Below are 12751 nucleotides of genomic sequence, written 5' to 3'. Positions count from 1 at the left end.
GCGGAGGTCTTTCATGCAAACCGGCGCCTTCACTGGCTACATGGATGTCGCCCAAGTCGTTCTCTACGCTTTCTGGATCTTTTTCGCCGGGCTGATTTTCTATCTCCGGCGCGAGGACAAGCGCGAGGGCTATCCGCTCGACTCCGACCGCACCGTCGCGTCGGGCGGCCAGATCCTCGTGCAGGGCTGGCCGGCGCCGCCGCCGCCCAAGACCTATCTGCTTCACGACGGCAAGACCGTGACGGTGCCGAGCAGCGCGCCGGTTCCGGTCGACACCCGCCTGAAGCCCGGTGCCCATCTCGGCGCCCCGTTCGAGCCGGTCGGTGATGCCATGCGTGACGGCGTCGGCCCGGCCGCCTGGGCGCAGCGCGCCGACACGCCCGACCTCACCTGGGCGGGCGAGAACCGCGTCGTGCCGATACGCGTCGCCGAGGACCATTGGGTCGAGGAGAACGATCCCGATCCGCGCGGCTGGAACGTCGTCGCGGGCGACGGCCAGATCGCCGGCAAGGTCACCGAGCTGTGGATCGACCTGGCCGAGCCGCTGGTCCGCTACTACGAGGTGTCGCTCGGCAAGGGCGGCCGTAACGTGCTCGTCCCGTACGTGTTCGCCAACGTCAACGCGGCCACCAAGGAGCTCGAGGTCGATGCCCTCACGGCGGCCCAGTTCGCCGGCGTGCCGAGCATCAAGAGCCCGAACCAGATCACCGCGCTCGAAGAGGACAAGATCTGCGGCTACTTCGGTGGCGGCCGTACCTACAGCGTCGCGACCCGCGTGGAGCCGCTGCTGTGACGCCGTTCCGGCCCTGGGCACCTCGACCCCTGCCGGAGGCGCTTCCCGACGGGGAGACGATCCTCTGGCGGGGCGGGCCGCTCGCCTGGCCCCTCGCCGTGCATGTCTTCCACGTCCGGAAGGTCGCCGTGTATTTCGCGGCGGTCGTCCTGTGGTTCGGCACGGCGACCTATCTGGACGGCGGCTCCCTCGTGGATGCCGTCGTGGCGGCCTTGTGGGTGGTGCCGCTCGCGCTCGCCGCGCTCGGCATCCTGGGGCTGTTCGCGCTCCTGGTCAGGCGGACCACGACCTACACCATCACGTCGCGCCGCCTGATCCTGCAATACGGCGTCGCCTTCCCGATGACCTTGAACCTTCCGTTCAAGCACATCGGGGCGGCGGCGCTGCGCCTCTACCGTGACGGCTCGGGCGACATCCCGGTCACCCTCACGGGCGGCACCAAGATCGCCTATCCGGTGCTGTGGCCGCATGCCCGGCCGTGGCGGCTGAAGAAGACCGAGCCGATGCTGCGTGTCGTCGCCGATGCTCAGGAGGTCGCCGCCCTGCTGGCGGGCGCCCTCAAGACGTCGATCGCCGAGCGGGCGCCGGCCGTGGCGCCACCCGGCGACGAGCCGGGCGCGGCCACCCGCGACCCGAGCACCTCGGCCGCGACACCCGATACGCCGACACCCGATACCGAGACACCCGATCGGCCGTCCGCCTCGAGCGCGGCGGCCTGACACGGAGCGCCTCATGAGCGACCTCGCGCAACGGCCGTTCCCCCGCGGCCCGCTGTTCGGTGCGGCGGCCCTTCTGGCCTTCGTGCTGATCGCCGTCGGGGTTGCCCGGGTGACCGGCACGACGCCGGCCGCGACCCCCTCCGGGGCCGCGTCCGAGACCGTGGTGGCGGCGCGCGACCTGCGCTTCGTCGACCGTGCCGACGGCGCCGTCGTGGTGCAGGCCGGCGAGGACGACAGCGTCGTCGCCGTGCTGCCGCCCGGCACCAACGGATTCGTGCGCGGCACGCTGCGCGGCTTCGCCCGCGACCGCAAGCGGCAGGACGTCGGTGTCGAGCCGCCGTTCCGGCTCACTCAGTGGGCCGACGGCCGCCTGTCGCTCGCCGACGCCACCACCGGCCGTCAGGTCGAGCTGACGGCGTTCGGCGCCACCAATGCCGAGGTGTTCGCCAAGCTTCTCCAGCGGCGGGACGCGGCCCGATGATCGGCGCATGGAAGCGCGGGCGCCGCGTCGTCGAGGTGCCGTGCACGGTCGAGATCGAGCGCACCGCCGACAGCCTTCACGCACATGTGGATCTCCACGGGATAGAGATCGCGCCGGGCGACGAGGTGATCGTCCACGACGCCCCGACGTCGATCCCGTTCGGCGAGAGCAGCATTGTCCACACCCGGGCCACCGTGGTCCTGGCCGGACGGTTCGAGCGCCTGTGGGCGCGCCTCGCCGGGTACTTCGAGCTGACCGAGCTGTACGAGGTCGGCTTTTCCCCCGGGAGGACGCGATGATCACCATGGAAGGCGGAGTGGGGCACAGCTCCACCACGTCGCAGGCTCGCGAGGACACGATCCTCAGCCCGCGCTTCTACACCACCGATTACGCCGCGATGGACCGCATCGACGTTGGCGCCGTGAAGGCCGAGTGGGACGCGATGCTGGCCGAGCTGCGCGCCGACCACAACAAGGGCCATTTCACCCGCGACGCCGAGTGGAAGGCCGATCTCGACGCGCTGCCCGAGGGGCTGCGCCAGGAGTTCGTCGACTTTCTGGTGTCGTCGCTCACCGCCGAGTTCTCCGGCTGCGTGCTCTATGCCGAGATCAAGAAGCGCATCAAGAACCCCGAGGTGCGCGATCTCTTCACCTATATGAGCCGTGACGAGGCGCGCCATGCCGGCTTCATCAATGACGCGCTGAAGGACTTCGGCATCGGGGTCGATCTCGGCTTTCTCAGCCGCGCCAAGAAGTACACCTACTTCCGGCCGAAGTTCATCTTCTACGCCACCTACCTGTCGGAGAAGATCGGCTACGCCCGCTACATCACCATCTATCGCCAGCTCGAAAGCCACCCGGATCGGCGCTTCCATCCGATCTTCAAGTGGTTCGAGAAGTGGTGCAACGACGAGTTCCGCCACGGCGAGGCGTTCGCGCTGCTGATGCGCGCCGACCCGACGCTGATCAGCGGGCTCAACAGGCTGTGGATCAGGTTCTTCCTGCTCGCCGTGTTCGCCACCATGTATGTGCGCGACCACATGCGGCCGGAGTTCCACAAGGCGATCGGGGTCGACCCGACCACCTACGACTTCGAGGTGTTCCGCAAGACCACCCAGATCTCCCGCCAGGTGTTTCCGCTCGAGCTGGACATCGACCGGCCGGAGTTCCGCGCCGGGCTCGACCGGCTGTGGCGGATCGCCGAGGAGGGCGCCGCGGCGCGGGCGCGCGGCGGTGTCGGGGCGGCGTTCACGCGGCTGCGTCTCGGCGCGGCCGGGGCGTGGACGCTGCTGCGGCTCTACCTTCTTCCCACCAAGCCCAACACCTTGCCGGAGCGGGTCCGTCTGGCCCCCGCCTGGTAGAGCACGAGGACCTCAGCGCGTGGTCGAATACGGCATCCCGATCCTCTACACGTTGTTCGTGTGGTGGTTCTCGACCGGGATCATCATGTTCCTGGACGGGCTGCCGCGGAAGACGTTTCCGTGGAGCGTCGCCGGCGCGGCGGTGCTCTACGGGCTCGCCCTGTGGGGCCTGTGGGCGTCGAGCCGCGACATGAGCGTGTTCGGCGCCTACTGCACCTTCACCTGCGGCCTGATCGTCTGGGGCTTCAACGAGATCACGTTCCTGATGGGCTACGTGACCGGGCCGCGCACCGAGCCGTGCCCGCCGGACTGCAAGGGCTTCCGCCACTTCGTCCACGCGGTCGAGACGATCCTGTATCACGAGATCGGGATTCTGATCTCGGCCGTGCTGGTGGTGGCGATGAGCTGGGGCGAGCCCAACCAGGTCGGCACCTGGACCTTCATGATCCTGTGGCTGATGCGGCTCTCGGCCAAGCTCAACATCTTCCTCGGCGTGCCCAATCTCACCGAGGAGTTTCTGCCCGATCATCTCGCCTACATGAAGGGCTTCTTCCGCAAGCGGCCGATGAACTGGCTGTTTCCGTGGACCGTGACGGCGTCGACCGTGGTGGCGACCGTGCTGGTGTATCAGGCGGTGCAGATCGCCGGCACCGATCCGCACCAGGCGGCCGGGCTCACCTTCGTGGCCACCCTGATGACCCTCGCCATCCTGGAGCACTGGTTCCTGGTGCTGCCGATGTCGGTGGTGCCGCTGTGGCGCTGGGGGCTGAAGTCGCGCGAGTGGTTCCGTCGGCTCGATCCGCGTCGCGGCGGCTCGCGGCGCGCCGGCCCCCGGGCGGGCGGGCGCGTCGATGCGGGCGGGCGGACCCGCGTGGGCGATGACGACACCACCCCTTTCGCGGTCGCCGATCCGGCCGCCATCGCGACGGGCGGCGCGAGCGCCACGGTGCCGGCCAGGACCCGAAAAATCAGTCGGGTGATCCGCAGCGACGGCACGACGCTCACGGTGGCGCTCGATCGTGCGCCCGAGGCTCGCCTGAGCGAGGGGCGCCTGAGCGAGGCTCGCCTAAGCGGCGAGGGACGCATGAGCGAAGGGCGCGGCCGCTCGTCCGCCACTGCCGTTCCGGCCCCGGTGCCGGCACCCGTTCCGGCCCCCGTCGCGACGGCGGTGCCCGTGCCGGCCGCCTCGCTGCGCGCCGCCCGGCCGCCGGGACGGTAGCGTCGCCGGGGTGCTCGCGTCGCCGCGCGGTCCTTCGACCGTCCGGGGCGGCGCCGCCGGGGCAGAGCGCCGTGTCGGGACGCTTGGGATTTCGCCTCGGCGCGGTCGCCTCCGGGCGCGAGACCCCTGCGCTGATCGACGAACCCTTCCCTCGAAGGTGGAGAGGCGCCCCGGCGCGCGTGGCGCCGCGAACGGTCGTGCGCCACACGATCGGCCGACAGGGGCAGGGCGCTCCCCACGCACGACAACGCCCCGGCGAAGGCTCGCACGGGGCGTCTCGTATCGACTTGTCTCGGATCGACTTGTCTCGGATCGGCCGCGACCGCGGCGCGGGCCGGAACCGAAGATCAGCTCGCGGCCGGCGCGGCTGTGACCTTCTTGGAGACCTGCCGCTTCAGCAGCAGCGCCCGCGGCGACAGCTCGCCGTCCCGGGCCTTCAGCAGGAAGGCGTCGAGACCGCCACGGTGGTCGACGCTCTTGAGCGCGTTGGCCGAGATGCGCAGCCGCACGCTGCGGCCGAGCGCCTCCGACTGCAACGTCACGTTCACCAGGTTGGGCAGGAAGCGGCGCTTGGTCTTGATGTTGGAGTGGCTGACCGTGTGGCCGACGAGCGCCCCCTTTCCGGTCAGTTCGCATCGTCGCGACATGGAAACCTCGATGATCTCTCGAAAATACCTCTGCCTCACGCGCGCGCGTGCGAGTACCGCGAGGCGAGCTGAGCGGGACCGCGGACCTATAGAGACAGCCGCCGGCAGCGTCAAGGCGCGTCCGCGCCGGCATGCCCTTGCGTCAATCTTTTCGGGGGTCTCCGGGCAGCGTTCTCGGGTGGTCGACGGCTCGCGTCGGCCGGCCCCGCGGCGCCCGATTCGCCGGCCACCCGCGCCCCGGCGCATCATAGAAAGGACGTATTCGGCCTCGACACAGAAGGGGCTGCCGCCATCGTCACCGTCGCCCGCGAGGACCCGACCATTCGCGAGGACCCGACCATTCGCGTGCTGTCCGACCGCGTGCTGTCAGATCGCGTATTGACCGATCGCGTACTTCACGCCGCTTCGGCACCGCCGCTCTCCGGCGCGGTGCGGCTGCTGTCTCGCCCTCGATCCATCGCCGCCGCGGCCGCCGTCCTGCTGCTCGGCCTCGCCGCTGTCCCGGTGCCCTGCGCCGCCCAGGGCAAGCTCGACGCCCGCTATGTGGCGACCCTCGCCGGCATTCCGATCGGCCGCGGCGCCTGGGTGATCGACATCGCCGACGACCAGTACACGGCGGCTGCGAGCGGCACCACCTCCGGCATCGTGCGGCTGTTCGCCAGCGGTCAGGGCTCCAGCGCCTCGCGCGGCCATGTCCGCAACGGCAACCTGTCGCCCTCCACCTATGCGTCGAGCCTGGTGGCCGAGAAGAAGTCCGAGGAGTTGCGCATCGTTCTTCAGAACGGGGTGGTCAAGGACATCTCGGTGGAGCCGCCGTCGCCGCCCCAGCCGGAGCGGCTGCCGGTGACGGAAGCGCATCGCCGCGGCGTCATCGACCCGATGAGCGCCGCGCTGCTGCGGGTCCCCGGCAACGGCCAGGCGGTCGGGCCCGAAGCCTGCAACCGCACGCTGGCGGTGTTCGACGGCCGCATGCGCTTCGATCTCCAGCTCGCCTTCAAGCGCATGGATCAGGTGCGTTCGGAGCGCGGCTACGAGGGGCCGGTGGCGGTGTGCGCCGTGCAGTTCACGCCGATCGCCGGCTACATTCCGGACCGGCCGGCGATCACCTATCTGACCCGCCAGCGCGAGATCGAGGCGTGGATGGCGCCGGTCGCCGGCACCCGCGTGGTGGTGCCCTACAAGATCTCGGTGCCCACCCCGTTCGGCCTCGGCGTTCTCCAGGCCACCCAATTCGTCTCCAGCGCCGGCGGTGGGCCGCGCGCGACCCCGACCAGCGTCCGCGTTCCCTGACCCGGCGTTAACGCTTCGGCACGTCGCCGCTGCGACGGCGGCGAGGGCGATTCATCATCTGGTGGTCGCGCGGCGATCCGGCGGAAGATGTGGGGGAGAACGAATCCCGACAGGTGACGAGTCAGTGATTCGGCCGCGATTCGTTCGAGAGTCGTTCCAAGGGCTTAATGCGATTCAGCGGCGTGTCGCACAACCGTCGCAAAACGGGACAGCCGGGCCTGCTCCCGCGGCCCGCTCCACCGTGTCCGGGCCACCGCGGACGCCGGGTTCGGGGCTCCGTTCGGGGCCAGGGTGCCGCACCGCCGCAGCCGGGCTTTAGTGCATCGGCGAAAGCGGCTAAGAGAGATATGTCGGCGCTCCTCTCGACGAAGCCTTCCCCCACGGGGGTACCGACATCCCGCGGGATCGCGGCGTGCCAGGCGCGTCGCCGGACAGGAACGGACCCGGACATGACGCCCCTGAAGTCGCCCCGCGCCGTCGCCCGACGGACGTATCGCCGCCTCCGCCTCGCCTCCTGAGGCGGCGCAACGCCTGCTGTCAGACACGTGATGCCCATCACCTTCTCGTCCCCCACCGTTCGTGACGCCCGCGCCCGCGGTGCCGGCGTCACCGCCGTTCTCGGTCCCACCAACACCGGCAAGACCCATCTCGCCATCGAGCGGATGCTCGGTCATTCGTCCGGGATCATCGGCTTGCCGCTGCGGCTGCTGGCGCGCGAGGTCTACAACAAGGTGGTCGACCGGGTCGGCCCCGACGCGGTGGCGCTGATCACCGGCGAGGAGAAGATCAAGCCGGCCCACCCGCGCTACTGGGTGTCGACCGTCGAGGCGATGCCGCGCGATCTCGATGTCGCCTTCGTGGCCATCGACGAGGTGCAGCTCGGCGCCGATCTCGACCGCGGCCACGTCTTCACCGACCGCATCCTCAACCGGCGCGGCCGCGAGGAGACCCTGGTGCTCGGCGCCGCCACCATGCGGCCGATCCTCGACAAGCTGCTGCCGGGCGCCAACACCATCAGCCGGCCGCGGCTGTCGCAGCTCACCTTCGCGGGCGAGAAGAAGCTGTCGCGTCAGCCGCGCCGCACCGCCATCGTGGCCTTCTCGGCCGAGGAGGTGTACGCGATCGCCGAGCTGATCCGCCGCCAGCGCGGCGGCGCCGCCGTGGTGCTCGGCGCGCTCTCGCCCCGCACCCGCAACGCCCAGGTGGCGCTCTACCAGTCGGGCGACGTCGACTATCTGGTCGCCACCGATGCCATCGGCATGGGGCTCAATCTCGACGTCGATCACGTCGCCTTCGCGTCCGACCGCAAGTTCGACGGCTACCAGTACCGCCGCCTGAACCCGGCCGAGTTCGGCCAGATCGCCGGCCGCGCCGGCCGCGCCACCCGCGACGGCACCTTCGGCACCACCGGCCGTTGCCCGCCCTTCGAGCAGGAGCTGGTGCAGGCGCTGGAGAGCCACGCCTTCGAGTCCGTCAAGGTCTTGCAGTGGCGCAACACCGATCTCGACTTCGCGTCGCTCGGTGCGCTGTCGGCGTCGCTCGCCGCCACCCCGACCCTGCCGGGCCTGACGCGGGCGCCGATCGCCGAGGACATCCTGGTGCTCGAGCACGCGATGCGCGACGGCGCCGTGCGTGACCTCGCGCGCCGGCCGGCCGACATCGCGCGCCTGTGGGACGTCTGCCAGGTCCCCGACTATCGCAAGATCTCGCCGGCGGCCCACGCCGAGATGGTCGTCACCCTCTTTGGTTTCCTCGGCCGCGAGGGTACGATACCGACCGATTGGTTTGCCCGGCAGGTCGCCCTCGCGGATCACACCGAGGGGGGCATCGATACCCTGTCCACCCGTATTGCCCATATCCGGACCTGGACCTTCGTCGCCAACCGTCCGGACTGGCTCGCCGATCCCGAGCATTGGCAAGGCGTCACGCACGCCATCGAGGACAAGCTCTCCGATGCCTTGCACGAACGGCTGGCCGAACGATTCATCGACCGTCGCACCAGCGTGCTGATGCGACGTCTGCGAGAGAACGCGATGTTGGAAACAGAGATCACCAAGACGGGCGAGGTCGTCGTCGAAGGCCACGTCATCGGTCGGCTCGACGGATTCCGCTTCGCCCCGGAGGCGACCGCCGGCGGCTCCGACAGCAAGGCGGTCTCGGCCGCCGCCCAGAAGGCGCTCGCGGGCGAGATCGACGCCCGCGCGGCGCGGCTGTCGCACGCCCCCGATTCCCAGTTCGTGCTGGCTTCCAACGGCTTCATCCGCTGGATGGGCGAGCCGGTCGCCAAGCTGCTCGCCGGCGACAACATCCTGCGCCCGCGGGTGAAGATCCTCGCCGACGAGCATCTCACCGGCGCCTCGCTGGAGCATGTCCAGACCCGGCTCGACCTGTGGACCCGCACCCATATCGAGCGCGTGCTGGCGCCGCTGTTCGTGCTCGGCGCCGCCGACGACATCACCGGCATCGGTCGCGGCATCGCGTTCCAACTCGTCGAGGCGCTCGGCGTGCTCGAACGGTTCAAGATCGCCGAGGAGCTGAAGGGGCTCGACCAGGCCCAGCGCGCCACCCTGCGCAAGCACGGCGTCCGCTTCGGGGCCTATCACGTCTATGTGCCGGCGTTGCTCAAGCCGGCGCCGCGGTCGCTCGCCGCCGAGCTGTGGGCGCTCAAGCACGGCGACATCGACACCTCCGGGCTCGACGATCTCCAGCGGCTCGCCGCCTCCGGCCGCACCTCCTTCGCGGTCGACAAGGCGGTGCCGCGCACCCTCTACCGCACCATCGGCTATCGGGTGTGCGGCGAGCGGGCCGTGCGGGTCGACATCCTGGAGCGGCTCGCCGACCTGATCCGCCCGGCGCTGAGCTGGCGACCCGAATCCTCCGGCGAGAAGCCGGCCGGCGCCTTCGACGGCTCCGGCTTCGTCGTCACCCAGGCGATGACGTCGCTGACCGGCTCGTCCGGCGAGGACCTCGCCTCGATCCTCAAGGCGCTCGGCTACCGGGTGGAGCGGCGGCCGAAGCCGCCGGCACCGGAGCCGGCCCCCGCGGTTGCGACGACTGCCGCCGAACACGCGCCCGAGGCGGCCGCCGAGGGCGCGCCGGAGTTGGAGGTTGCGCCGGCGGTCACCGACGCCGAGACCTCTGCTGCGTCGACCGAGGGGACCGAGACGGCCGAGACCGAGACGGCCGAGACCGCCGGCGAGACGGTCCCGGCGCTCGATGCCGAGGCTGACGCTCCCGAGCCGGCCGCGACGCCTGCGGAGGCCGCCGCGACGCCGGTGGAGCCCGAGGCCGCACCTCTCGCGCCCGAGCTGCCGGCCGAGTCCGCCGCCGCCGACACCGATCACGGGGTCGAGTCCGACGCGGCCGATACGGCTGTCGCGGTCGATACGGCCGCCGCCGATGACGGCGCCACCGGAGCCGATGCGCCCGAGGCCGGCGCCGAGGCGGCGAATGCTCCGGCCGACGCGGCTCCGGCCGAGGCAGCTCCGGACGAGGCGGCCCCGGCCGAGGGCACGGCCGATGCGGCTCCGGCCACGGCGAGTGCCGCACCCGAGGAGCCGCAGTTCATCGAGATCTGGCGGCCCGGTCGGCCGCCCGAGGACCGCCGTGGCGGGCCGAAGCGTCACCACCGCGGCGCCCCGGGGCGTCGTGCGGGCGCCTCGCACGGCCAGGGTCAGGGCCAGGGCCAGCAGCCCGCCGCTGCGACGACGGCGGCCGGCGGCGCCGAGGCGAGCCCGCCCGACCGCGAGGCGCGCGGCGACCGTCCCGACCGCGGCGATCGTCGCCCCGATCGCGGCGACCGTCGTGATCGCGGCGAGCGCCAGGAGGGCGACCGCCAGGGTGACCGCCAAGCCCAGCGCGGCCGTCCGCGCGGTCCGGATCGTCACGGCGGGCCGGACCGCTCCGACCGGCCGCGGCACGACGGTGGCCGGCGCGGTGACCGGCCGGACCGCGGCGAGCGGCCGCCCCGCATCTACCAGAGCCGCGACGAGCGCGCCGATCGCGGCGACAAGCAGCCCGATCCGAACTCGCCGTTCGCCAAGCTGGCCGCCCTCAAGGCGCAGCTCGAGGCCAACGCCAAGGAGGGACGCTGACGGACGCGCCCGACCGCCAGCGCATCGACAAGTGGCTGTGGCACGCTCGCGTGGTGCGCACCCGTAGCGCCGCGGCGGCGCTGGCGGCCGGCGGGCACGTCCGGGTCAACGGCGTCCGCATCGACGCGGCGAGCCGGGCCGTGCGACGCGGCGACGTCGTCACCGTGGCGCTCGATCGCCGGGTCCGGGTGCTGACCGTGACCGGCTTCGCCGAGCGCCGCGGCTCCGCCGACGAGACCGTGGGGCTCTACGAGGAGGAGGCGCCGCCGCCGGGCGCCACCCCCGAGCCGTCGGTCGACCGTGGGCCGCAGCGCGATCCCGGCGCCGGCCGCCCCACCAAGCGGGACCGCCGCAGCCTCGACCGGCTGCGCGACGACGAGCCGTGATTCGGCGGGGCAGGCCACCCCGCGGGAACCGCCAGGACGGCCGGCGGGTCGGCCTTTCGGTCGGCGACCGGCGCGGAGCCCGGGGGTTCGGCGGTTGTCGTCGCGGGTCGCTTGCGTGCTCGTTGGCGATGCGCTAGGCACAGGCCGAAACGGGGCCGCAATCGGCCGGCCGGAGTCGAGCATGACCTACGTCGTTACGGAAAACTGCATTAAGTGCAAGTACATGGACTGCGTCGAGGTGTGTCCCGTCGACTGCTTTTATGAAGGCGAGAACATGCTCGTCATTCATCCCGACGAGTGCATCGATTGCGGCGTGTGCGAGCCCGAGTGCCCCGCCGAGGCGATCAAGCCGGACACCGAGCCGGGCCTCGAGCAGTGGCTGACCCTCAACGCCGAGCACGCCAAGGCGTGGCCCAACATCACGGTGAAGCGCGATCCGCCCGCCGACTCCAAGGAGTGGGACGGCAAGCCCGGCAAGATGCAGCACTTCTCGCCCAATCCGGGGAGCGGTGACTGACGTTCTCGCGTTGGTTGTGGCGGCGGGTTCCATAGCCGCCAAGTCAATAAAATTTAATGTTCATTCCGTGTGGTGATGGCCGAATGCCGCACCGCACGGCTTTGTTTTTTGCCACGGATGTGATATATAAGCATCACACATGAGATCACGGTCCCGATCGCTCCCTCCCGGGAGCATATTTTTTCGGGGCGTTCCTGAGGAACCGTCATACGGAGGCGCGTCTGTCCGCGAGGAAGGCGCGCGATCACAGTGGCAGGCAAAACTCGGCCAAAGGCGAAGCTCAAGAAGAGCACCGCGAAGAACACCGTGAAGACCTCATCCAAGGCGTCCGCCAAGACCACGGCGGCCGCCCGCCGCGCCACGTCGAAAACGACGCGCGCCCACGTCCGCCGCGGCAGCGCCGCCGCGAAGCAGCCGGCCAAGACCGAGAAGCCACCGACCCGACCGGCCAAGCCGGCCGTCAAGGCGGCCGCCAAGGCCACGGCCAAACCAGCCGCCCGCCCCCGGGTGGAAGACCACGGCACGCCGCCGGAGGTTGAAGGAGCAGTTCAGGGAATGACCAACAAGAAGACCACCCAGCGTCAAGGCTTCAAGACCAACGAGTTCATCGTGTATCCGGCGCACGGCGTGGGTCAGATCACGGCGATCGAGGAACAGGAAGTCGCCGGCCACAAGCTCGAATTGTTCGTCATCAATTTCGTCAAGGATAAGATGACTCTCCGGGTGCCGACCGCCAAGATCGGGGCCGTCGGCATGCGCAAGCTCGCCGAGCCGCCGATCGTCAAGCGGGCGCTGGAGACCCTCAAGGGCCGCGCGCGCGTCAAGCGCACCATGTGGTCGCGCCGGGCGCAGGAGTACGAGGCCAAGATCAACTCCGGCAACATCGTCGCCATCGCCGAGGTGGTGCGCGACCTGTATCGCTCGGAGAGCCAGCCGGAGCAGTCGTACAGCGAGCGGCAGCTCTACGAGGCGGCGCTCGATCGGCTCGCCCGCGAGATCTCGGCGGTGCAGCGCATCACCGACACCGAGGCCGTGAAGGAGATCGAGGCGGCGCTCGCCAAGGGGCCGCGTCGCGGCGGCAAGGCCGGCGAGGACGACGCCACCGAGGCCGAGGCGGCCTGATCCGTCCCGGCCGCCGGTCGGTGCGGTTCACCGACCATTCGGCTCGTCATGCGAGGATCGTCATGTGAGCGCCGGCCCCCGCCGGCGCTTTTTTTCTTGTCGCAATGTGCTCGTCGCAGCGTG

12 protein-coding genes are annotated in these 12751 nt (G+C 70.7%); 11 read left to right on the top strand and 1 reads right to left on the bottom strand.

The window, feature by feature from the left end:
- The first annotated feature begins 13 nt into the window (after window positions 1-13).
- The 6 genes from puhA to puhE are packed head-to-tail and all read left to right on the top strand — an operon-like array spanning window position 14 to window position 4572.
- Window positions 14-793, top strand: coding sequence for a photosynthetic reaction center subunit H (gene puhA, locus ACFQUV_RS12415; RefSeq protein WP_129607439.1), 780 nt, complete (start codon window positions 14-16; stop codon window positions 791-793).
- Window positions 790-1512 carry a photosynthetic complex putative assembly protein PuhB gene (gene puhB, locus ACFQUV_RS12410; RefSeq protein ID WP_280176740.1) on the top strand — a complete coding sequence of 241 codons (723 nt, stop codon included), beginning with the start codon at window positions 790-792 and terminating at the stop codon, window positions 1510-1512. Before puhA ends, puhB begins: the two co-directional genes overlap by 4 nt.
- A gap of 13 nt (window positions 1513-1525) precedes the next feature.
- A complete protein-coding gene (gene puhC, locus ACFQUV_RS12405; RefSeq protein ID WP_165363745.1) occupies window positions 1526-1993 on the top strand; it encodes a photosynthetic complex assembly protein PuhC in 468 nt (155 codons plus the stop codon).
- Window positions 1990-2292, top strand: coding sequence for a hypothetical protein (locus tag ACFQUV_RS12400; RefSeq protein WP_111385051.1), 303 nt, complete (start codon window positions 1990-1992; stop codon window positions 2290-2292). The genes puhC and ACFQUV_RS12400 overlap by 4 nt, the downstream gene beginning before the upstream one ends.
- Complete coding sequence (gene acsF, locus ACFQUV_RS12395) at window positions 2289-3353, top strand: magnesium-protoporphyrin IX monomethyl ester (oxidative) cyclase (RefSeq protein ID WP_111385052.1); 1065 nt, start codon at window positions 2289-2291, stop codon at window positions 3351-3353. The genes ACFQUV_RS12400 and acsF overlap by 4 nt, the downstream gene beginning before the upstream one ends.
- 19 nt (window positions 3354-3372) lie before the next feature.
- The gene (gene puhE / locus ACFQUV_RS12390) at window positions 3373-4572 is read left to right on the top strand and encodes a putative photosynthetic complex assembly protein PuhE (protein ID WP_129607434.1); all 1200 of its coding nucleotides are present in this window, start codon (window positions 3373-3375) and stop codon (window positions 4570-4572) included.
- Window positions 4573-4919: 347 nt separating this feature from the next.
- Here the strand turns inward: puhE and rpmB are convergent, their stop codons facing one another.
- Window positions 4920-5219 carry a 50S ribosomal protein L28 gene (gene rpmB / locus ACFQUV_RS12385; RefSeq protein ID WP_129607432.1) on the bottom strand — a complete coding sequence of 100 codons (300 nt, stop codon included), beginning with the start codon at window positions 5217-5219 and terminating at the stop codon, window positions 4920-4922.
- A gap of 345 nt (window positions 5220-5564) precedes the next feature.
- On the opposite strand from rpmB, the gene ACFQUV_RS12380 reads away from it, so the two are divergent.
- The 5 genes from ACFQUV_RS12380 (at window position 5565) to ACFQUV_RS12360 (ending at window position 12628) form a co-directional block, all read left to right on the top strand.
- Window positions 5565-6509, top strand: coding sequence for a DUF3108 domain-containing protein (locus ACFQUV_RS12380; protein WP_244601429.1), 945 nt, complete (start codon window positions 5565-5567; stop codon window positions 6507-6509).
- Window positions 6510-7057: 548 nt separating this feature from the next.
- A complete protein-coding gene (locus tag ACFQUV_RS12375; RefSeq protein ID WP_129607430.1) occupies window positions 7058-10603 on the top strand; it encodes a helicase-related protein in 3546 nt (1181 codons plus the stop codon).
- Complete coding sequence (locus ACFQUV_RS12370; RefSeq protein WP_129607428.1) at window positions 10600-10989, top strand: RNA-binding S4 domain-containing protein; 390 nt, start codon at window positions 10600-10602, stop codon at window positions 10987-10989. The genes ACFQUV_RS12375 and ACFQUV_RS12370 overlap by 4 nt, the downstream gene beginning before the upstream one ends.
- Before the next feature lie 181 nt (window positions 10990-11170).
- Window positions 11171-11506, top strand: a complete 336-nt coding sequence (gene fdxA / locus ACFQUV_RS12365; RefSeq protein ID WP_129607426.1) for a ferredoxin FdxA — start codon at window positions 11171-11173, stop codon at window positions 11504-11506.
- A gap of 306 nt (window positions 11507-11812) precedes the next feature.
- Complete coding sequence (locus ACFQUV_RS12360; RefSeq protein ID WP_371851652.1) at window positions 11813-12628, top strand: CarD family transcriptional regulator; 816 nt, start codon at window positions 11813-11815, stop codon at window positions 12626-12628.
- Window positions 12629-12751: the final 123 nt, after the last annotated feature.

The sequence above is a fragment of the Rhodoplanes sp. P11 genome (assembly GCF_964266735.1).
Classification (GTDB): Bacteria; Pseudomonadota; Alphaproteobacteria; order Rhizobiales; family Xanthobacteraceae; genus Rhodoplanes; species Rhodoplanes serenus.
Note: the sequence above shows the minus strand (reverse complement) of the source record. Positions and strands in the feature narration are given on the sequence as shown.

Excerpts from the sequence above, each read along its gene's own strand:
- puhA (WP_129607439.1), top strand. The coding sequence starts at position 14 with ATGCAAACCGGCGCCTTCACTGGCTACATGGATGTCGCCCAAGTCGTT.
- puhC (WP_165363745.1), top strand. The coding sequence starts at position 1,526 with ATGAGCGACCTCGCGCAACGGCCGTTCCCCCGCGGCCCGCTGTTCGGT.
- ACFQUV_RS12400 (WP_111385051.1), top strand. The coding sequence starts at position 1,990 with ATGATCGGCGCATGGAAGCGCGGGCGCCGCGTCGTCGAGGTGCCGTGC.
- acsF (WP_111385052.1), top strand. The coding sequence starts at position 2,289 with ATGATCACCATGGAAGGCGGAGTGGGGCACAGCTCCACCACGTCGCAG.
- rpmB (WP_129607432.1), bottom strand. The coding sequence starts at position 5,219 with ATGTCGCGACGATGCGAACTGACCGGAAAGGGGGCGCTCGTCGGCCAC.
- ACFQUV_RS12375 (WP_129607430.1), top strand. The coding sequence starts at position 7,058 with ATGCCCATCACCTTCTCGTCCCCCACCGTTCGTGACGCCCGCGCCCGC.
- fdxA (WP_129607426.1), top strand. The coding sequence starts at position 11,171 with ATGACCTACGTCGTTACGGAAAACTGCATTAAGTGCAAGTACATGGAC.